The 21,098-nt window shown below is 48.8% G+C and carries 16 protein-coding genes; 7 read left to right on the forward strand and 9 right to left on the reverse strand.

Features of this window, described 5'->3' with window-relative positions:
- Window positions 1-60 precede the first annotated feature (60 nt).
- Window positions 61-897 carry a ThuA domain-containing protein gene (locus EXU85_RS30385; protein WP_142775679.1) on the reverse strand — a complete coding sequence of 279 codons (837 nt, stop codon included), beginning with the start codon at window positions 895-897 and terminating at the stop codon, window positions 61-63.
- A gap of 60 nt (window positions 898-957) precedes the next feature.
- Entirely contained in the window at window positions 958-2,922 is a 1,965-nt protein-coding gene (locus tag EXU85_RS30390) for a KUP/HAK/KT family potassium transporter (protein WP_142775680.1), read from the reverse strand.
- A gap of 105 nt (window positions 2,923-3,027) precedes the next feature.
- Here EXU85_RS30390 and EXU85_RS35560 point away from each other — a divergent pair, with 105 nt between their 5' ends.
- Window positions 3,028-3,174 carry a hypothetical protein gene (locus EXU85_RS35560; protein ID WP_168207897.1) on the forward strand — a complete coding sequence of 49 codons (147 nt, stop codon included), beginning with the start codon at window positions 3,028-3,030 and terminating at the stop codon, window positions 3,172-3,174.
- 230 nt (window positions 3,175-3,404) lie between these two features.
- On the opposite strand, the gene EXU85_RS30395 is transcribed toward EXU85_RS35560, so the two are convergent.
- The 4 genes from EXU85_RS30395 to EXU85_RS30410 form a co-directional block, all read right to left on the reverse strand.
- Window positions 3,405-4,760, reverse strand: coding sequence for a sigma-54 dependent transcriptional regulator (locus EXU85_RS30395; protein WP_142775681.1), 1,356 nt, complete (start codon window positions 4,758-4,760; stop codon window positions 3,405-3,407).
- A 43-nt stretch (window positions 4,761-4,803) separates the two neighbouring features.
- Entirely contained in the window at window positions 4,804-5,976 is a 1,173-nt protein-coding gene (locus EXU85_RS30400; RefSeq protein ID WP_142775682.1) for a Gfo/Idh/MocA family protein, read from the reverse strand.
- A gap of 75 nt (window positions 5,977-6,051) precedes the next feature.
- Entirely contained in the window at window positions 6,052-7,425 is a 1,374-nt protein-coding gene (locus EXU85_RS30405) for a putative oxidoreductase C-terminal domain-containing protein (RefSeq protein ID WP_142775683.1), read from the reverse strand.
- A gap of 94 nt (window positions 7,426-7,519) precedes the next feature.
- Entirely contained in the window at window positions 7,520-8,953 is a 1,434-nt protein-coding gene (locus EXU85_RS30410) for a Gfo/Idh/MocA family protein (RefSeq protein ID WP_142775684.1), read from the reverse strand.
- Between the two features lie 247 nt (window positions 8,954-9,200).
- Between EXU85_RS30410 and EXU85_RS30415 the strand changes: the two genes are divergently transcribed.
- The 6 genes from EXU85_RS30415 to EXU85_RS30440 all read left to right on the forward strand — a co-directional run bounded on the left by EXU85_RS30415 (window position 9,201) and on the right by EXU85_RS30440 (window position 19,031).
- Window positions 9,201-10,547: an OmpA family protein gene (locus tag EXU85_RS30415; RefSeq protein WP_142775685.1), complete on the forward strand. Its 1,347-nt coding sequence runs from the start codon at window positions 9,201-9,203 to the stop codon at window positions 10,545-10,547.
- Window positions 10,547-11,692, forward strand: coding sequence for an Rpn family recombination-promoting nuclease/putative transposase (locus EXU85_RS30420; protein WP_142775686.1), 1,146 nt, complete (start codon window positions 10,547-10,549; stop codon window positions 11,690-11,692). The genes EXU85_RS30415 and EXU85_RS30420 overlap by 1 nt, the downstream gene beginning before the upstream one ends.
- 179 nt (window positions 11,693-11,871) lie before the next feature.
- Window positions 11,872-15,300, forward strand: a complete 3,429-nt coding sequence (ileS, locus tag EXU85_RS30425) for an isoleucine--tRNA ligase (protein WP_142775687.1) — start codon at window positions 11,872-11,874, stop codon at window positions 15,298-15,300.
- A 319-nt stretch (window positions 15,301-15,619) separates the two neighbouring features.
- Window positions 15,620-16,018, forward strand: a complete 399-nt coding sequence (locus EXU85_RS30430; protein ID WP_246859312.1) for a hypothetical protein — start codon at window positions 15,620-15,622, stop codon at window positions 16,016-16,018.
- A gap of 90 nt (window positions 16,019-16,108) precedes the next feature.
- On the forward strand, window positions 16,109-18,445 hold the full coding sequence (locus EXU85_RS30435; protein ID WP_142775688.1) for a metallophosphoesterase: 2,337 nt from the start codon (window positions 16,109-16,111) through the stop codon (window positions 18,443-18,445).
- Between the two features lie 88 nt (window positions 18,446-18,533).
- Entirely contained in the window at window positions 18,534-19,031 is a 498-nt protein-coding gene (locus tag EXU85_RS30440; RefSeq protein WP_142775689.1) for an energy transducer TonB, read from the forward strand.
- A gap of 62 nt (window positions 19,032-19,093) precedes the next feature.
- On the opposite strand, the gene EXU85_RS35910 is transcribed toward EXU85_RS30440, so the two are convergent.
- From EXU85_RS35910 to EXU85_RS30450, 3 genes are all read right to left on the reverse strand, one after another.
- On the reverse strand, window positions 19,094-19,255 hold the full coding sequence (locus tag EXU85_RS35910; protein WP_246859313.1) for a CcmD family protein: 162 nt from the start codon (window positions 19,253-19,255) through the stop codon (window positions 19,094-19,096).
- Window positions 19,256-19,266: 11 nt separating this feature from the next.
- A complete protein-coding gene (gene ccsA / locus EXU85_RS30445; RefSeq protein ID WP_142775690.1) occupies window positions 19,267-19,989 on the reverse strand; it encodes a cytochrome c biogenesis protein in 723 nt (240 codons plus the stop codon).
- Between the two features lie 184 nt (window positions 19,990-20,173).
- Window positions 20,174-21,067: a 1,4-dihydroxy-2-naphthoate polyprenyltransferase gene (locus EXU85_RS30450; RefSeq protein ID WP_142775691.1), complete on the reverse strand. Its 894-nt coding sequence runs from the start codon at window positions 21,065-21,067 to the stop codon at window positions 20,174-20,176.
- Between the last annotated feature and the right edge of the window lie 31 nt (window positions 21,068-21,098).

Consider the following 21,098-nt stretch of genomic DNA (forward strand, 5'->3'; position numbering starts at 1 on the left):
CAACCAGTAAGGTTAGACGAGCCAAAAACTAACCTTTACACTATTTTTTATAAGTCCTGTCTATCGAATCGGCGTGTCTCTGGAATCCGCGTAGGCTTTGCTGAAATCAATTTTTGTTACCTGCCCGGCCACGTAGCGAATGCCCTGAAAAATGTGCTTAATAAAGGTGGCGTCACTCTCGTAATCCGTTTTGGCGTGGCCAAGGGTTGTACACCAGGTATACCCGCCATCGAAATTGTAGTACCAGGCTGAGGGATACAGCTCCGTATAAGAACCACCAAACTGCTTCACTTTTTCAGGTTCATCCTGGTTAAGCGAGGTCAGATCATTAGCCATAATAACCGTTGGCCCCGGCGACATATTTTTGGTAAAGTAGAACTCGTCTTCTTTCTCCCAGATTTTGGGTAACCCCTGCATAGACGGATGCTTCGAGTCGATTATGTCAACCTTGAACTTCTGAAACTTGGGGTGCCAGGCAAAGGTGCCTCCTATCATCCGCTTAAACCAGGCCCAGTTGCGCTCAGTACCCATCACCGAATGAATACCCACAAAGCCTCCGCCCGCTTCGATATACCGCCGGAACGCCAGTCGTTGGTCATCCGTATCAAATACATCGTTGTTGGTGCTGGGAAAAATTAGCAGTGTGTATTGCTTAAGATTGGCTTCGGAGAAAACCGTTGGCTGCTCAGACACATCGACAGAAAACCCGTTTTGCTGACCGAGTTTCTGAATACATGCCACCGCATTCGGAATATTATCGTGGACATACCCCTTCCCGTTCTTCGTGTACACCAACACCTTGACTTTCTTCCAGTTCACCGTCTGGCCTATACTGGCCCCCAGCGTGAGCAACACTACACACAAAGCAGACAATCCTATAGCTGTAAATCGATTCATAATCCGTTTAACGATTTACACTAGAAAAGCAAAGCGGTTTGGTTATCTACGCTTGCTGATCTACACGGATGAGTCTTGTTTAGGCTTCACCCGCATAAGTTTAATATTACTAGGGCGGGTTAGTACGAGTGGAACATCTTCAGTAATAACATTGCTGGTATCCAATCCATAGGCCGCCTGGGGCGACAAGGCAATGTATTTGAGTAGAAAATAGCCATTCATAATCACCTGCGAACTCACAGGAAGGTCATTTTCATAGGACAGAAAGGATCGAAACAGGACAAACCGAAAATCGCCCGGTACCCGATGTGTATTCAACGATTGGTAGCGGCTATCGATGGTTACTTCCTTGTTTTTCACCATGTCTTCTACCACCATTCGGAAGAGAAGGTTGATGCGCGGCTGCACCCGGAAACCCAGATAAAACGTAATGAAATACGCATCCTCATGAGCCAGTGTATCTACCTTGTAGCGCATTACATAGGGTTCGTCTTCTACGTTTACATGCAGGAACCAGTAAATATCTGCTCGTTTAGGAGCGCGATTCAGAATAGAGTACAGGGTTTCTGACTCAATTTTACGAGCGTCTTCGGCTGTTGTCAAGTAAACCAAATGGGTAGCAAATTTGGGAATATCCAAATCGTTACTCAACTTTTTCAGGAGTGGCAGATTGTCGGGCAGGGAATCGTATTGAATAAGTCTTGCCTTCAGGTCTTCCCCCCGTTGCCAGAATAACATCATGGCCATGAGCAACAACCCCATCGTGATCGAAATCCAGCCGCCCTCTTCAAACTTCACCAGGTTGGCACTTAGAAAGGTGGTTTCAACGGTCAGAAATATGCCGGTAATGAGCACAATCAGGAAGGTGTTTACACGCTTTACACGCAGATAGGTACTCATCAGCACCGTACTCATCAGCATGGTTAGCGTAACGGCCAGGCCAAAAGCAGCTTCCATATTTTTGGATTCGCGGAAGTGCAGAACCATCAGAATACAGCCCGTCATAAGGCCCCAGTTGACGAACGGCACATAGAGTTGCCCACGGAAATCGGACGGATAGACGACGCTTTGGCGGGGCCACAAATTCAATCGCATGGCCTCCCCCACCAGCGTGAATGAACCACTAATTAGCGCCTGCGAAGCAATGATAGTAGCCAAAGTAGCTAGTCCAATGCTGAACACAACCAACGGAGCCGGTACAATGGAATAAAATGGGCTGGTTTCGCCAATCTGCTTCCCCAGGTGTTGCATCATCCAGGCCGATTGCCCCGCATAAGACAGCAACAGCGTTAGTTTAACGTACCCCCAGCTAGCCCGAATATTACCGCGCCCGCAGTGCCCCATGTCGGAGTAAAGGGCTTCGGCTCCGGTGGTGCAGAGAAATACGCCCCCGAGCAACCAAAATCCACCTGGGTACTCCATCAACAGCCGAAACGCCCAGACTGGATTCACGGCCTTCAGAACAGAGGGTTGATGCAATAAAGCCAGGAAACCAATAACGCCAATAAATGTAAACCAGACCAGCATGATTGGTCCGAAGAGTTTGCCTAATTGCTGCGTCCCAAATTGCTGACTCACAAACAGAGCAATCAGGATACCGATCACAATAGGGACAGTATCCAGATTAGGATAAAAAATAAGCAGGCCCTCGATGGCCGACGAAACCGAAATAGGTGGAGTAATCAGGCCATCGGCCAGGAGAAACGATCCCCCAATCACGGCCGGATACAACAGCCACTTCCCCGTAAACCGCCGGACAAGCGTATAGAGTGAGAAAATGCCCCCCTCTCCCTTGTTATCGGCCTGTAGCGTGATAATCACGTACTTGATGGTGGTTTGTAAGGTGAGTGTCCAGATGACACAGGATAAGGTACCCAGCACCAGCGTATCGGATAGGTCTTTCCCGCGCATAACGGCCGCCAGTGTATACAGGGGCGACGTACCAATATCACCGAACACAATACCGATAGCGACCAGCAGCCCCTGGGCCGATACTTTATTTAACGAAGAATGAGATGTAGACATGAAGTCAATAAGATCGAATCATTTGCCATCAAAACTACGTGTCTCCTCCGTTGTTTTGGTTTATTTTACACACTATTTCATTCTAGCAGAAACCCATTCGACAAAATGACCTCACCGCTACAACAGGATTTAAACGATCTGGCTATCCTGCTCGAACGGGCTAAAACCGAAAGTTTAGCCCATCTCAATGCCCTCGATACGCTCCCGACAAGTACAACCTATACAGTCGGCAGGAAACCAATTAGCAAATGAGGGAATGGGCGCTATTCAGGTAATGGATCTGTTCAATGACTGATTGCGGCAACTTATTGTGGCTTCATCGCGCCTACTACCTATCGAGTATTCGGGCCGCCTTCGTAAACTGGCGCACAACCGATGCTGACCTTGCCACCATTTTCTCAAAAACTAGTTTACATTCAATACGCGAGGTTTTGAGAAACCTCACTTGTCAGTTATAAGTAACTGACAACACACTCAACTAATTAGTCCGGTAAGCCTGCTTCCTGAAGTTTTCGATATAAAGTCGTCAGACCAATATCCAACAAGCGGGCGGCTTCTGCTTTATTACCGTTTGTATGGCGTAGCACCCGTCGAATATGTTGCTGTTCAACGGTGGCCAGGTCCATAGCGGCTGGGTTAGCGGGAAATAAGCCATCCTGCATATCGTAGGGTAATAAATCGGGGGTAAGTTCGGTTGAACCATCGTCATGGGTATCGGCCAGGATAACCGCCCGCTCAATGACGTTCTTCAACTCGCGAATATTGCCTTTCCAGGCGTGTTGCTGGAGTTTTTGCACAAAGGCTGGACTAAGCTGAATAGCCCGTTTACCCACCTTAACGGCCTCCTGTTGCGCAAACTGACCAGCTAATGTCGGAATGTCGTCGCGTCGGTCGCGGAGGGGTGGCAGCTCAATACTGAATACCGACAATCGGTAATAGAGGTCTAGGCGAAAGTGGTTTTCAGTTGCCGCCTGTTCCAGGCTTCGATTGGTGGCAGCAATGACCCGAACATCGGTTTTGGTTGGCTTGGTGTCACCCACACGCAGGAACTCGTGGGTTTCGAGTACCCGTAGTAGTTTAGCCTGCAAGTCGAGCGGCATTTCGCCGATCTCGTCTAAGAAAATCGTGCCTTTATCCGCTTCGGAAAAGAGTCCTTTTTGATCACGACTGGCCCCGGTAAAGGCCCCGGCCCGATGGCCGAAGAGTTCACTTTCGAGAATGTCTTTACCCAGAGCCCCGCAGTTGATGGCCACAAACGGTCCCGTTCGGCGCGGACTAGCCTGATGAATAGCCTGAGCAAATACTTCTTTGCCGGTGCCTGTTTCGCCCGTGAGGAGCACAGTAGTATCCGTAACGGCCACTTTTCGAGCCAGTTCGATTGCGTGCTGTATTGATTTCGAGTAGCCAATTATACTATCGAAGCCGTAGCGCTGCCCTACCCGTTGTTCCAGTTGCCTAATTCGGAATTGCAGCGAGGCTTTCTCAACGGCCCGGCTCACTAGTGGGATAATCCGGTCATTGTCATCACCCTTTGTAATGTAGTCGAACGCGCCGTTTTTGATAGCTGTCACCCCATCCGAGATAGTACCGTAGGCGGTTAGTACAATGATTTCGGTAGCTGGGTAAAGTTGCTTAATCTGAGCCGACAACTCAATACCATTTTTGTCCGGCAATTTCACATCACTGATTACCAGATGAATATCATCCCGTTCGAGGATTTTCAGGCCAGCGCGGGCGTTTTCGGCTTCCAGCACCGTGTAGCCCTCCAGTTGCAGGATACGAGCCAGAAGCTGACGTAACCGCGACTCGTCGTCGATAATGAGAATAGTAGCAGCCAATGTTTTTTAGGTCTGGCGCGATGCCAGACCCAAATCTACCACCTCATTTCGTAAGATGAATCATTTGCGCCTGTTTCTGCGCTTTTAACGCCAACTCCGTAGCCAGGAAGCAGTGTTCCTGCGTCATGGCGGTCTCAGTACGGTTCAGTATATCATTGACCAGTTGTTCGCCGTACGGTAACACGACCTGGGTACTATCAATATAGCGAGTTTCTTTCTTGTCAGTGATAAACAGGTGATTACCGCCCTCACGTCCGGCCGGATCAATGTTCTTTCTGATTTCGATAAACCCTTCTGTGCCGAGAATCGTCAGTCGTCCATCACCCCAACTTTTCAGTCCATCAGGCGTAAACCAGTCAACCCGAATATAGCCCATACCGCCATCACCGCGTAACATTACATCCCCAAAATCCTCAAAATTAGGATATTGGGGAAAGTGAACATTGCCAACCTGTGAAGCAACAACATCGGCTTTTTTTGAGCCTGTAAAGAATAAAAACTGATCGAACTGGTGCGAACCGATATCGCAGATGATACCCCCAAATTCCTTTTTTTCGAAGAACCAGGGTGGGCGGGATGCAGGCGTCATGCGGTGTGGTCCTAAACCAATGGTCTGAATAACATTGCCAATTGCCCCGGCTTTCACCAATTCACCTGCTTTTACAGTGGCTTTATTTTCAAAGCGCTCACTGTACATGATCGAATAGATACGTTTGGTTTCTTTCTGAACCTTACGCACTTCGGCCAGTTGTTCGAGGGTGGTGATACCCGGTTTATCAGACATATAATCCTTACCGGCCTTCATGACCCGAATGCCCAGTGGAGCACGATCAACGGGAATACCAGCACTCAGAACAAGCTGAATTGACTTATCATCAAGAATTTCGGCTTCACTTTTCGCTGCCTTTGCCTGCGGATAGCGTTTGGCAAAGTCGGCCATTAAATCCGGCTCTTTAGCATAATAGGAAACGAATTCGCCCCCACCCCGCGTAACCGCGCCAACCTGACTATTGATATGCCCGTGGTTCATGCCAATAACAGCAAATCGAATCCGGGCTGCGGCAGGTTTCGAATCACTTCCCAGCGACGCTGACCGTACAATAGCGGGTGCCCCCAGAACAGGTTCGGGCAGCGATGGCAGTACGACTAAACCAGCGGCAGTGGCAATGGTTTCTTTAATGAAATTGCGCCGATTGGCAGATTGTGGTGAGTTCATAAAATTAATGAGTGAAAGGGTGAAAGAGTGTTATTCGGCATTCCGATGGTTCGGCGCTCATTCACTCTTTCGCCATTATTTTTTCTTCGCCAACTCCAGCGCCTGCGTAGTTGTGTAGTATTTGGCAATCATGTTCGGTACTTCCCAGGCAGGTAGGCTACCCGTTTTCAGGTATTCCAGGTATTTTTCGGCAACCCGACCAAAGTGGGCTTCGTGGCCTTCTTTGTATTTCTCTGGGATAATGACTTCCCAACCCGTGGTCGCTTTCTTAACTTCCACACCGGGAAACTCTTTTTGAATGGCGGGCAAAACAGTTTTCAAGGCAGCATCCAAATCCTTGTTTCCAGCAACAGCCTCAATGTATAAGGTCGGTTTATATTTTTGGGCGGCTTCCTGGCGAATAATTAGGTTGGCTTTTGTGCCGCGCATGATCGAGTAGTGCGTATCGCCGGTTCCTTCGGGCGCTTTGTACGCCCAGATCACGGACACTTTAGCGTGCACACCTTTCAGTTCATAATTGATTTCGCCATTGCTGTATACTCGTAAAATGCTGTCTTTCACAACATCCTTTTTGAGGTAATCAGGAAAAGCAGCCTGTTTGGTAATCGCCTTGAACTGGCTTAGGGTCATATCGGTAGTCCAACGGCGGGCCGCGTTCAGCTTAATATCCTTCTGATAATCAATCGTTTGCTCAGGAAAGCATTCCCACTGCACCAGATCGACCAGGTGAGTGGTCACGTCTACGATTCCTTCGCCCTGCTGCGCTACGTCCATAAACCAGGCCGGACGAGTTAGGATACTACCCGACACGTTTTTATAAAAATGGTGAACGCTTTCTTTGGTTACTGCCGGGTTCTCAGGCGTGCCCTTTTCCAACGTACCGAACACCTCGGCTTGCTGTGAAAACGCCCGCTGTAACTGAGTCGTGATCTCGTAGCGCTCTGTCATAATGTCGTAGAGCAGCACTTTATTTTTCTCGGCGGTCGCAAATGACTCCTTCAGTTGATCGAAGTTCGACGCGCTGATCACCATCGGTTTATCGGCCAGCACATTGAAGCCAGCGCCAACCGTTTTCTGAATGTAATCCGTTTTCAGGCGGTTGTTACCGGCCATAACAACTACGTTTCCGGCTTTATCGGCAATCATCTTATCGAAAAAGTCGGGGCCTTTATAGACCTCTTCTTTCCAATGTGTCGGGTTTTCGGGTCGAGCGTTGTAGCCCTCAATTTTATCGAGATGTAACTGTAAATCCGGGCCATCGGGCGCGTAGACATGCACGACGGAATCTACACCATCGTACATGGTTTTCTGAACCAGCGCGGCATGAAAATGGCCGGGATCTAACGTAATCAGGCGGATGGCCGATTTATCAGCTTCATTCTTAGAGGTCTGGCAAGCGGTAATCAGCGAAGCCATAAGTAGGCAGCCAACGGTGGGGGATAACTTCATTCTTTAGGTTTTATTCGTTTGGAGTTTGAGGTTTGAAGTTAGCCTATTCGTCAACGTCAAACCTCAAACTCTAAACCCCAAACTAGTTAATTTTTTATTTAGCTGAGGCCATCATTTTAATGGCATAGGGCGCGCGTTGTGGACGCGACAGGAGTTTATTGGCTTCGGGATCGTTTTTAAACTGCTCCTTTTTAGGGTCCCAATAGAGTTTGCGCGGGGCCGACCCTCGGTTTAGTTTCATGGCCGCGTGATGCAACAAACAAGCCGAACAGGAACGGTGGCCGACTTCGGCAGGTGCAATCGGCTCTTTCCGGCTCACGATGCTTTCTAACCAGTTTCCGTGATGCTCCTTACTGACTGTTAAATGAACTTCGTTTGGGCCAATAACAGACGTAAGGATTTTAGGGTCGCTGGCGTCGAGTTTTTTGGCGGCATTTTGCTTGGCAATCGGGTCGCTGGCCGTGACTGCCGCGTCACCCCGCGATACAAAGATCCAGCCTTCCGTGCCTTCAAACCGAATGCCGTTGGCTATTTCATTTGTCACGATCATGTGCACTCCATTTTCGTACATGGCTTCGGTACGGAAAATACCGTGCACATCCCACAGACCACTCTTCGGAAATTCGGCTTTACCCCAGATTTCGACAGGCCCGGTATATTCGGTATTCATGGCCCAGTGGGCTGAGTCGACGTGGTGAGCGCCCCAGCCGGTAATCATACCCGCGCCAAACTGTTCGCAACGCAACCAGCCCGGACGATCGTAACCAACCTGCGGGTGCACGCGCTTTTCGGTGTAATATACCTCAGGCGTTGTCCCGAGCCACATATCATAATTCAGATTCTTTGGAACGGGCATTTGCGGCTCTTCATCGCCCGATGGGTCGCCGGGGAGACCAACGTAGACCGTTTTTAATTGCCCAATCCGGCCATTACGCACCAGTTCAGCCGCATAGCGGAACTGCTCCGACGACCGTTGTTGGCTGCCCACCTGCACAATCCGGCCCGATTGCTTGACGGCATCGGCCATCATACGTCCTTCGGCAATGGTGAGCGAGGCTGGTTTTTGCATATATACGTCCTTCTTCGCGCGCACCGCATCGACCACGATAGGCGCATGCCAGTGGTCGGGCGTACTAACGATGACGGCGTCAATATCTTTGTTCAGCAGTAACTCGCGATAGTCGGTGTAGACCTTCACGCCATCGTAGCTATCCTTGCCGGTTTTCTTGGCATAGACGCCATTAACCAGTTGTTTGGCTTCATCGGCCCGCTTGCTGTCCAGATCACAAACGGCCATGATAAGGGCATTATCGTACTGCCAAACGCCCGGCATATCGTGTCCACGGGAGATGCGCCCCGTACCGATTGCGGCTACGTTGATTCGGTTACTGGGGGCGTTTTTACCAAATACGGAGGCTGGTACAATAGTGGGGAACCCACTGATGATTGTGGACGACGCTAACGTGCCTTTTGCCGCCAGATCAATAAATTTTCTCCGGGAAAGGGCTGATTTTTTTTCAGTTGACATAATCGGCAAGATTCAGAGACGATTCATAGTATACAGAAGGGTCGAGGTAGTGATTTTTACTATTTTTTTATTCGCAAGCCTGCCAATTCAGTAAATAGTATATCCCTTTCCCCTGTAACCAGCCATCTCTCCCAGCGTCTCATACAAATAGCTGACTAACTGGCAAGTCTAACGCTTGTTCCTGAAAGTTACCGCTGAATTTCCCGTTCTTTACCACCTGATTACGAACTACTTGTTTCTTGTACCTATGCGTCAACACTACGTAATTTTCCTCTTACTGGCCGGGCTTACGTCTGCCTGCACGTTTGGCTCTTATCCATCCGGTTATCCGTCGAGCGGTGGCCAGCAATACCCATCAAGCGGTCAACAATCACCGGATGATACCTACCCCAACTCGGGCAGTCAACCGGGAACAGGCCGCCCTGCCGATCCTGGGGTAGCGGTGAACAGCATTCGGTTGACGAAAGATTATACGATTCTGAATTTGACCTATACTGAGCGTGGTCAGCCGAAATATGGCCAAAATCGCAGGCTAATACCTACCGGTTATATCTCATTTGATCCTGCAGGTCAATTAGTGAGTGCTAATGGAGCACGTAAATTTGGCTTCCTTAAAGTTGAGGGAATTCCAGAAAAACCAAAGCAACGCAATACGTTTTCTGGCGACCAAGTCACATTTACCCTTTATTTCGAGCGGCTGGATAAAGGTTTAGAAAATTTTGATCTGTTCGAGTGTAATGATTATGATCAGATTGTTTGCTGGAATATCTACAACCTCTACGTCAATAACCCCGCCGATCCCGTAGTTTACAATCCCCCAACGGCACCAGCACCAACGCCCGTCCCCAACTTACCCAAAAAGAAAACGAACCTGCCACCCGCTCCGTCGGGTGAATCGGGTGGTGAGATGGAAACGCCCCGAACGGATGTTCCTAAGACGAAACCCGTGCCCGCTCCAGCTCCCGTACTTACGCTCGTGAATGTATCGGGCGTAGTCAGTGATGCGAAAAACAAACGACCCGTTACGGCCACGATCGACTATCAGCTATCGTCAAGTAAGCAAATGTTGGACTCGGTGCAGAGCTTTGCGTCGACGGGAGCCTATCGAATGAGTTTACAAAAGGGGCAAGTGTATACTTATATCGCGTCGGCACGGGGATACCAATCAACCAGTGGCGTTTTGGATTTGAGCAAAGTAGCTGGTGGACAGAAACTAACCCGCGATATTTCTCTAACACCCCTGGCCGTGGGCGATAAGGTGACACTCAAGAATATCTATTTCGAAATGTCGAAATCAGACTTGTTATCGGCTTCTTTTGCTGAGCTAGACAAACTAGTATCCATGATGCAGGATAACCCAAATATGAGTATCCGACTCGAAGGCCATACCGACATCATCGGCGATCACGACAAAAATCTACAACTCTCCCGCGACCGCGTCATTGCCTGCCAACGCTATCTGGTTCAGAAGGGAATCGACATCGACCGAATTCAGACGGTTGGTTACGGCGACACGCGGCCTATTCTGACCAAAGGCACCGACGAAGAACGTAAGGTGAACCGCCGGGTGGAGTTTGTGATTCTGACGATTTGATGGCAACAACACCCGACAACCCACACGACAGGTTTTTTAAAGAGACATTTTCTCAGCCTGAAATTCTGATCGACTTTTTAAACGCGTTTGCACCAGAGGCTGTCCGGGAACGTATCGACTACACTACATTGACCCGTGAAGTGGATACGTTTACCGATGAACAACTAGCGGAACATTTCGCTGATCTTGTTTTTTCGGTGCAGTATGCTGGCCACCCTATCCGGCTTGTTCTCTTGTTGGAACACAAAAGCTACACTGAGGAGTACCCACATTTTCAGATCAACCGGTATCTGCTCAACCTTTGGGAGAGTCAGATCAAACAGAAACAACGGTTGACACCCGTTTTACCTGTTCTGGTCTATCATGGCAACCGACGGTGGAAAAAGCGCAGTGTGCCTGATTATTTCGCCCCCTTGCATGAAACACTCAACGCCTATCTGCCTGCGTTCGATTATCTATTGATCGATCTGTCGACACTCTCTGACGAACGACTCCCTACATTACAGTCAGATTACGCCCGACTTACGGCTATTCTATTGCAGAATAGTCGCCGGAAGCGCGAACTGACACGCATGCTGGATACCTTTGCCGATGTTGTCCGCCGATTAGTTGAAACACCGGCCGGGCAACGTTTCGTAGGTACTGGTTTTCTCTATTTATCATACACCGCCGACTTGACCAAAGTCGAACTATTCGGTATCTTTAGCCGTATTTCTTCAAAAACCGAATCTTCTACCATGACAGTCGCCGAAGAACTATTACAGGAAGGACGTCGCCAAGCTATGACAGCCGCTGAAGAACTATTACAGGAGGGACGTCGCCAAACTATGACAGCCGCTGAAGAACTGGTACAGAAAGAGCGCCGACAAGCTATGACAGCCGCTGAAGAACTGGTACAGAAAGAGCGCCGACAAGCTATGACAGTTGCTGAAGAATTGATACAGAAAGAGCGCCGACAAGCTATGACAGTTGCCGAAGAACTGGTACAGAAAGAGCGTGAACAAAGTCGTCAGAGTAAGATCAAATTCATTAGGGCTATGTTGAATTTGAACCTCACGGCTGATACCATTGCCTCAGCGGCAGAGCTGCCCCTGGCCGAGGTAGAAACTATTATAGATGAAATTAATCGTACTCAAGCTACATAGGTTTGCGCTGGTTCATCCATGTGCCAAAGCGAACCACACCGGTTCGCTTTTTTGTTGCCGCTTAACAAGGCACTACGAGACTAGGCTACCTATGCCGTCTATTTACCTATCTTTGCACTTATTTTTTAACCGCACAACGGTCTCCGGCTCTGACAGGAGACCATTCGTGCCTTTCGATTATGCCAGGCGTGAAGTACCAACAATATGAGTCCCTCGACTACGCGCAGATCGCAGCCGAGGTATTGACTTACTGGAATCAAAATCAGGTATTTGAACAATCAGTGGCGATCCGCGATGGGCAGCCCACATTTACGTTCTACGAAGGACCGCCATCAGCCAATGGAGCCCCTGGAATTCACCATGTGATGGCCCGGACGATTAAGGACATTTTTTGTCGGTATAAAACGCTTCAGGGATTCCAGGTCGAGCGCAAAGGCGGCTGGGATACACACGGACTACCCATTGAATTACAGGTTGAAAAAGAGTTGGGTATTACCAAAGATCATATCGGCAAACCCGAGTCGGAAGGGGGTATCAGCGTGGAAGAGTACAACCGCAAATGCCGAGAAACGGTCATGCGGTTTACGGATCAGTGGAACGACCTGACCCAGAAAATGGGCTATTGGGTGGACCTCGATAATCCTTACGTCACCTACAAAAACGAATACATCGAATCGGTTTGGTGGCTGCTCAAGCAGTTGTACGACCAAAAGACGGCAACTGGCGAGCGAATGCTCTATAAAGGCTACACCATCCAACCCTATTCGCCAAAGGCAGGAACGGGTTTAAGTTCGCACGAGTTGAATATGCCGGGCACCTATAAAGATGTGCGGGATACGACCATTGTTGCCCAGTTTAAGGTGAAGCCAAGCGGTAAATCGGGCTTTTTGTTTTTCGATTCTGCCGATGCCGATATCTATATCCTGGCCTGGACCACCACGCCCTGGACACTACCCGCCAACTCAGCGCTGACCGTTGGGGCCAACATCGACTATGTATTGGTGAAAACCATCAACCCCTACACGCACGTAGTGGTGCATGTGGTGATGGCCAAAAACTTAGTGGGACGATGGTTGAACGAAAAAGGCAAGGTCGATTCGCGTACTAGCCCTGCCTTCGATGCCTACCTGCCTACGGATAAAATAACGCCCTGGACCATTGTTTCGGAGTTTAAAGGCCAACACCTCGAAGGTATCGAGTATGAGCAGTTGATGCCCTATGTTCAACCAGCTACTCCTGCCTTCCGGGTTATTCTGGGCGATTTCGTCACGACTGAAGATGGTACGGGTATCGTGCATACCTCGCCAACTTTTGGGGCCGATGACTTCCGGGTAGCGCAGGCTGCGGGTATTCCACCGATCATGGTCAAGGATGAAACGGGAAAATATGTACCGATTGTGGATAAACACGGCCAGTTTGTGGATGAAATCACAGATTATGCCGGACGGTACGTAAAAGAGGAATATTACTCCGACGAAGAACGCGAAGATCCTGATTTCAAACCGACCGATGTGCTGATTGCCATCAAGCTGAAGGAAGAAAACAAAGCGTTCCGGGTTGAGAAATACGAACACCCCTACCCACACTGCTGGCGGACGGATAAGCCGATTTTGTATTATCCACTCGATAGCTGGTTTATCCGCACGACAGCAAAGAAAGAGCAATTGGTTGAACTGAATAAAACGATCAACTGGCAACCCGAGAGTACGGGAACAGGCCGCTTTGGCAACTGGCTCGAAAATCTTGTAGACTGGAACCTAAGCCGTAGCCGTTTCTGGGGAACACCCCTGCCGATCTGGCGCACTGAAACGGGCGAAGAAGTTTGCGTTGGATCGGTCGACGAAATGAAGGCGCATGTCGCAGAAGCCCAGAAATCTGGTAAGTTAAGCGACGAGCAACAAGCGAAAAACGACGAGTTTCTGCAAAAGCTTTCATCTGGCGATTACGACCTCCACCGGCCTTATGTCGATGAAGTCTATTTCGTTTCGGAGAGCGGTCAGGTGATGCAGCGCGAATCTGACCTGATCGACGTTTGGTTTGATTCAGGAGCGATGCCGTATGCGCAATGGCATTATCCGTTCGAAAATCAGGACGTGTTCAAAAAAGCGTTTCCGGCCGATTTTATCTCCGAAGGCGTTGACCAAACTCGGGGCTGGTTCTTTACGCTCCATGCCATTGCGGTGATGCTATTTGATTCGGTGGCGTTCAAAAACGTAGTTTCGACAGGATTGGTGCTGGATAAAAACGGCAACAAAATGTCGAAACGACTAGGCAATGCTGTCGATCCATTTGAAACACTTGCGAAATATGGCCCCGATGCAACGCGCTGGTACATGATCACCAACGCTGAGCCCTGGGATAACCTTAAATTCAATACCGATGGCATTGGCGAAGTGCAGCGGAAGTTGTTCGGCACACTGTCCAATACCTATAACTTTTTCGCGCTCTACGCCAATCTGGATGCGTTTACGTTTGCCGGACGAAGCGTGCCTGTAGCTGAACGACCTGAACTGGATCGCTGGATTTTATCCAAACTGCAATCATTGATTCTGGAAGTTGGTACTCAGTTTGATAGCTACAATCCTACGAAAGCAGGTCGGGCGGTTCAGGATTTCGTGAACGACCAGTTATCAAACTGGTACGTCCGTTTATCGCGCAGGCGTTTCTGGTCTGGGGTCGCGATCGATGGTGAGTTGACCCTCGACAAACGGGCGGCCTACGAAACTCTGCACGAATGTCTGACAACCATATCGCAATTAATGTCGCCTATCGCGCCGTTTTATGCCGATTGGTTGTATCGCAACCTAACAGAAGCCGCCACGTCGGTTCACTTAACCGACTTCCCGGCGGCTGATCAGGCGCTGATCAACACAGAACTGGAGCAATCGATGGAACTGGCCCAGGAAGTATCGTCGCTGGTACATTCGCTTAGAAAAGGCCATAAGCTAAAAGTTCGGCAGCCACTAAGCCGTGTACTGATTCCGGTCCTGAATGCGGATACGCGTCGGCAAATTGAGCACGTTAGCCCGATCATTATGTCGGAAGTGAACGTAAAAGCGGTTGAGTTTGTGGATGATGCCAGCGGTATCCTGAAAAAGAAAGTTAAACCGAACTTCAAGGCGCTGGGCCCTAAGTTTGGCAAACAGATGAAAGATGTTGCCGCCGTCATCACAGCGATGACGCCCGAGCAATTGAAACAACTGGAACAATCCGACAGCTTGCAGCTTGGCTCGTTCGATTTACAATTGTCGGATGTTGAAATTCTGACCGAAGATATTCCAGGCTGGCTCGTGGCCAGCGACAGTGGCTTGACAGTGGCACTAGACGTTCATGTAACCGACGAATTACGGGGAGAAGGTATTGCCCGCGATTTTGTAAACCGGATTCAGAACCTGCGTAAAGACCGTGATTTTTCGGTGACTGACAAGATTCGCATTGAACTTGAACGGAACAACGAAGCACTGGCAACCGCCATTGAAGCCAACCGTGATTATATCCGGCAGGAAGTTCAGGCCGTTTCACTAGATTTAGTGAGTGGCCTAAATGGCACTGCGGCAGAAATAGAGATGGACGAGTTCCAGTTACGGCTCAAAATAGAACGGGCTTAACGATCAAACCTCCCGAACGCGTTGAGTTGCTAGAGCGGCACCGTTTCAGGACGTGAGTTTACGAGAGGCACCTTCGATCGAAGGTGCCTTTTTGCTTGTTCAGTAGTTTCTGTCTGAACCACTGAATTTACCCAATATTGTAAAATAAGTACACAACGGCATGAATGTTGTAAGTAAGTACCTGAGTACGTAATTGATATGCTGTTAAAATTCCCTTGCTGCCATTTGTTGAAGCGGGCCCAGCTATACTCAAACCCCTAGCCCATTTAATGAATAGTAGCTTACGATAGTAGCGGCACTCACTTAAATACTTACAACCTTGATAGATATTTTACGAACTACGTTACACTCATTTGTCAATAATTATCAGGCCGTTATGTGGCGGCTACGTGAGTGTTCGCTCAACGATGAGCAATTAGGGATTGCCGTAGGACTCAGTGGAAACGCCATTCGGAACCGGCGCAGCAAGCCCGATCTCTGGAAACTATCAGATGTTCAGCGATTAGCTGCTCATTTTACGCTACCCACTACAGCTTGTGTTCAGCTCAATCAGACACTCAATGAGCTGACAAGTACCCTAAAAAAACTCTCTCCCGACGAACGTCGACGCATTGAACGACAGTTACTTGTAAAGATAACTCAGTTGGAATCGTACAATCAAAGCGACTGGCCCGTCAGGAATTTACTTAAGATGCATCAGGCATTATACAATGCCTGAAAACTAATTAGCTGATTGCGAACAAATTACGCTTATTGACGGATTTGTCGGTCGTCAGGTGTAATTTTACGGTGTCTTCTCATTCACCGTATGCACTACGCTCGTTGCCTGACTCTGGCTTTCCTTCTGATTTTTGGGCAGAACGTTCTGGCTCAATTACCTGGTATTGTTCGTGGCCCCTACTTGCAGGTACTTACACCAAACTCGGTTGTCGTTCGCTGGCGTACAGATCAGCCCACAACTGGTCGGGTATGGTATGGTTTGGCAGCCAGTCAGCTTACTGAGAATACCCGTGAAAGCCAGCCCACTCTCGAACATGCACTGACCATCACGGGGCTGCAACCGGCAACCCGCTACGCCTATGCCATTGGCTACGACGATACACAATTAGCATCGGGTCCAGACTACTATGTTAAAACGGCTGTGCCGACTGGCGATACCCGCCCCTTTCGGATGTGGGTACTAGGTGACTTTGGCAGTGGCAGCGATAATCAGACAAACGTCTATCAGGCCTATCGCAATGCTACCGCTAACCGGCCAGCTGATTTATGGCTTTGGCTTGGCGACAATGCGTACTCGTTTGGTTTCGAGGAAGAATATCAACGGCTGGTTTTTCCGGTGTACGCACCCACACTCCGCAATACGCCCCTATTTATTACACCGGGCAATCACGATTACGCCGATAGCGAAACAAATTTCAACACAGCCTATTACAATCTATTTTCGTTTCCGCAACAGGGTGAAACAGGGGGTGTTCCGTCGGGTTCAAAGTCATATTATTCTTCCAGCTACGGCAATGTCCATTTAATCTCACTGGACTCGCAGGGCCGACAGGATGGACAATATCGGCTATATGATACCACCTCTACTCAGGTACAATGGCTCAAACGTGATCTGGCGGCTAACAAATTGCCCTGGACAATCGTCATTTTTCACCATCCACCCTATAGCAAAGGCGGCCACAACTCCGATACGGAGGAATCTATGCGGCTTATCCGCGAGAACCTGACCCCAATTCTGGAGCGCTACGGAGTCGATTTAGTCCTGAATGGGCATAGTCATGGCTACGAACGAACGTACCGGATTAAGGGATTACGTGGTTTAGCTAACACCTACGATAAAAGCCAAAACCTTGTCGAAAATACGACAGCCCGTTACGATGGCTCGCTCAACTCCTGCCCTATTCTGACAAAGGGCCAGGGAACGGTGTACATTGTTAACGGTTCTGGTGGTCAACTAGGCGGACAATCCGTCGACTTTCCGCATCCGGCTACGGTTTACAATAATACTACACTTGGTGGATCAATGCTGCTTGACGTAGTTGATAATCGCCTGGATGCTCAGTTAGTCATGTCCGACGGTTCTGTGCAGGATAAGTTTACGATCATGAAAAATGTGAATAAATCGGCTTCCTTTACCGCCGAGTTCGCCGACACACTTGCCTTTTCGGCATCATGGATAGGCGACTATCGCTGGCCAACTGGACAAACCAGCCGTACCATTCGCTACATAGCCGATAAGGCCGGCACGTTCCCAGTTGTTGTTACTGACAATCAAGAGTGTCTAGCCGACCAATTTACGGTAAGCGTCCAGCAACCGCCTAAACTAACGGCAAAAGTATCCGGCACTACATCCGGCACTACATCGGTTTGTGTAGGCAGCACCTTCGCGGTTACAGCAACACCCGAAAATACCAGCAAGGCGTCAACCTGGCAGTACGATGTGCTCCTGTCTGATGCCTCGGGTGATTTTACAAACGAAACGATTGTTGGCTCAGGGTCACTGACAACTCTAAATGCGTCGCTTCCAGCCAATTTAGCTCCCGGCGCAGGCTACAGAGTACGAGTGCGGCCACGCGGCATTTCGTATGCACAGCTTGTATCGAGCGATGGATTTACAGTAAAACCCTTACCAACCGCTACATTAGCTGGCTCGGGAACGGTATTGCAAGGACAACCCATTGATCTCTCGCTCAGCTTCACAGGCGATAGCCCCTGGAAAGGCACGTTGTCGGATGGAACGGCATTTTCGAGCAGCACAACGCCCACTGTCCAAACAGTTCAACCAACCAAATCCACTGTTTACTCAATAGCGAGTGTTGAAAATAGTTGCGGTAAAGGCAGCGCTTCAGGACAGGCAACCATAACAGTGCTTTTACCGACCGCCGAAGAAGAATTTTCGGGTGGACAACTTCGGATTTACCCGAATCCAACGCATGAAGTAGTGTATATTGAGTTAACGACGAATCAGAAAAAGGAGGTCACGTTAAGCCTGAGTGATAGTCAGGGCCGATCGGTGTTCCAGAAACAATATGGATCGGTTTCTTCGGTAATAGAAACTATTTCAATGCCCCATGCCACAGGAACCTACATGCTTACCATTCAGGCGGGGCAGAACAAGGTGGTTAGAAAGGTGGTGCGGCAATAAGGGGAACAGGTATTTTTGAAGTAGGTCAACCTAATTTTCTTCTTTCTTCCCGTGATCCATTGCTGTTGACTTACCTTAACATACCCGTATGCGCTATTGGCGATTATTCCTGCTATTCGTAAGTAGTCATGTGGCTTTTGCTCAACTGGCAAGCCCTGATCTTAATCAGGACCCCGTTTTTACGACTGTTTTAAAGCGTCGTCTCACCTACCCTCGCCAGGCTGAGTGGTCCAGTGTATATGGTCGGGTTTTTGCCGGATTTACCGTTGATAATAAAGGGCGTATTCAGAACATTTCAATTCTAAACTCCAGCCACAAAGGCACTTATTATGGCTTTGAACCAACTATTCGAACAGCCTTAAAAAAGTTACCTTACCTAAGTCTTCAATACGCCGGTAGCTACATTTTACCGGTTTCTTTCATTTTTGTGGATTACCGCCATACGGATAAACCCTTTATTCCCCAGGATACCCTATTTATTCAGGATCTGGCGGGCCGAATCATATTGAAGGAGATCAATGTATTTGGCAGTAGTACCAATAGTAGAGAGCGGATCATAGCCGCAGAAAAAAACGAGCCCTATTAAGTGCCTGTGAGACACATATTGTGTTTTCGCTTGGCTTTTCCGAGTGAAAACAGGAGGCTTCATCACAAAGAATCCTGACGCAGTTGCATTCTGCGTTTTACCCTATTTACCCGGCTTCCAATTCTAAGAAAGTAGTACAGCCACCCTGACAAAACAACCCCAATCACGACGACAACAACCCAGATTTTACCGTCTTCCCGTAGTATTTCTGTTAGTTTATCCATTTTGCTACTCGTTATAAATTGCCTGGGTCTTGTACTTGTATCGCCTGATGGGCAGCCGACTTTTTCGCTTCTTCCTGTTCGTCCAAATTTAGTTCTAACCGGCGCAGTCTAACGCGAAGTTGAGTAATCCAAAAACCAAGTAAGGTAAAGCCAATAAAAGCAGGTCTGATAATCCGTTTTATGGAGCTATCGGAATCATATTGATTAAAACCGGGGTTCCCGCCGTTGCCAGGATGTAATGAATCCGTTAAGCGGGGGAGGATAAGAATAAGGGGAATAAAAATAGCAAAGGCGAAGATGTTGTAGACCGAAGAAATTCTAGCTCGGCGCATCTCGTCGTCAAATGATCCCCTTAGTACAAAATAAGCCAGATACATAAGCATACCAACGGCAACGCCATTCGTTTTAGGATCATTGGGCCATAAATCGCCCCAGGCAAAATAGGCCCATACCGATCCGGTAACACAACCCAGAACACCAAATAGAAGAGCCGTATTGGCAAATTCCACTGATAACAAATCATCGTCAGCTTTCCCTTTTCTGAGGTACCGTATCGAAAAAATAGCGGACGACAGCAGCATAACCATCATCGCAATCCAAAGGGGGGGATGAAAGAACGTATTGCGGATTGCCTCGTGTAAAATAGGTAATTTAGGCACAGGGCTCATCAAGCCTGCAATAAAGACATACGTTAAAATGAGAACGGTCAACGCTTTCCACCAGTGTTTTAGCATATGTCTATGGGCAAGTTTAGAATAGCGTTCAAAGATAGCTATACACCGCTTATGAACGTAAATTTTGCTGCCATATAGTTATCAGATAAACATCTGTATCACAGCCCTGTAAAGGCGGATTTTTAGTAGGAAAACTATGTTCAGGCAACACAAAAGCGCAGTAGGTGCGTCCCTACCCGAAGCATTACAGCACCTGCCCAATTCCAAATAACAGCACAAACAGTAAGGTGGTGAGGGCAAGCTGGCCCAGGCGGGCATTGAGTTCAGCAGGCATCTTATGCGTAGCCACAGCCCGACCGTTCAGTATAAACAGCGGGAACGCCAGTAGGTAAACGTAACTGAACCAGGCCGCCCCTGTCAGAAACGAATAGGCAACAGCACAGCCCATTCCGGTTAGGAGCAATCCCCAATGGTAGCGAATGGCTAGCGGCAACCCCAGACGTGCGGGGATTGAGCGTTTGCCGGTCATGGTGTCGGTTTCAATGTCGCGGATGTTATTGACGTTTAGCACACCCGTAGCAAATAATCCAACGCTTGTGGCGGGTAACAGCAGGATAGCACTGAACGAAAGCGTATGTAAAAAATACGTTCCCAGTACGCCCACCCACCCAAAGAAAATCAGCACGGCAATATCACCAAAACCCGCGTATCCATACGGTCGTTTACCATTGGTGTAGCCAATGGCAGCAGCAATGCTGAGTAGGCCCAAGACCAGGAAAAACCAGAAGATTTTGGGGCCAGCATCATAAAAAGCCAGAGCAAGCAGCCCAATCCCAGAAATAAGCGAGAGTACCGACATTAGTACAATGCCTCGAAGCATGGCTTCTTTACTAATGTCGCCGGTAGCAACGGCCCGGCGGGGCCCCACCCGGAGTTCGGTGTCTTTACCTGAAACCGCGTCGCCGTAATCATTGGCAAAGTTGGACAGGATTTGGAGGAAGATGGTCGTCAGAGCGGCCAAAAGTGCAATTGGCCAACTGAAATGGTGATTGGCATATGCCAGAAAACTACCAAGAATAATACTGGCTAAGGATAGCGGTAACGTACGCGGCCGGGCAGCCGCAATCCAGCTTTTCATAATGGATAATGTAAAATGAATAATGGATAAT

Origin of the sequence: Spirosoma sp. KCTC 42546, assembly GCF_006965485.1 — a bacterium.
Taxonomy (GTDB): Bacteria; Bacteroidota; Bacteroidia; order Cytophagales; family Spirosomataceae; genus Spirosoma.

Bases quoted from the DNA above. Each gene is read 5' to 3' on its own strand.
- EXU85_RS30450 (WP_142775691.1), bottom strand. From the start codon at position 21,067: ATGAAAAGCTGGATTGCGGCTGCCCGGCCGCGTACGTTACCGCTATCC.
- EXU85_RS30390 (WP_142775680.1), bottom strand. From the start codon at position 2,922: ATGTCTACATCTCATTCTTCGTTAAATAAAGTATCGGCCCAGGGGCTG.
- EXU85_RS30410 (WP_142775684.1), bottom strand. From the start codon at position 8,953: ATGTCAACTGAAAAAAAATCAGCCCTTTCCCGGAGAAAATTTATTGAT.
- ccsA (WP_142775690.1), bottom strand. From the start codon at position 19,989: ATGCTAAAACACTGGTGGAAAGCGTTGACCGTTCTCATTTTAACGTAT.
- EXU85_RS30415 (WP_142775685.1), top strand. From the start codon at position 9,201: ATGCGTCAACACTACGTAATTTTCCTCTTACTGGCCGGGCTTACGTCT.
- EXU85_RS30405 (WP_142775683.1), bottom strand. From the start codon at position 7,425: ATGAAGTTATCCCCCACCGTTGGCTGCCTACTTATGGCTTCGCTGATT.
- EXU85_RS30440 (WP_142775689.1), top strand. From the start codon at position 18,534: ATGCGCTATTGGCGATTATTCCTGCTATTCGTAAGTAGTCATGTGGCT.
- EXU85_RS30385 (WP_142775679.1), bottom strand. From the start codon at position 897: ATGAATCGATTTACAGCTATAGGATTGTCTGCTTTGTGTGTAGTGTTG.
- EXU85_RS30400 (WP_142775682.1), bottom strand. From the start codon at position 5,976: ATGAACTCACCACAATCTGCCAATCGGCGCAATTTCATTAAAGAAACC.
- EXU85_RS30435 (WP_142775688.1), top strand. From the start codon at position 16,109: ATGCACTACGCTCGTTGCCTGACTCTGGCTTTCCTTCTGATTTTTGGG.
- EXU85_RS30420 (WP_142775686.1), top strand. From the start codon at position 10,547: ATGGCAACAACACCCGACAACCCACACGACAGGTTTTTTAAAGAGACA.
- EXU85_RS35560 (WP_168207897.1), top strand. From the start codon at position 3,028: ATGACCTCACCGCTACAACAGGATTTAAACGATCTGGCTATCCTGCTC.
- EXU85_RS35910 (WP_246859313.1), bottom strand. From the start codon at position 19,255: ATGGATAAACTAACAGAAATACTACGGGAAGACGGTAAAATCTGGGTT.
- ileS (WP_142775687.1), top strand. From the start codon at position 11,872: ATGCCAGGCGTGAAGTACCAACAATATGAGTCCCTCGACTACGCGCAG.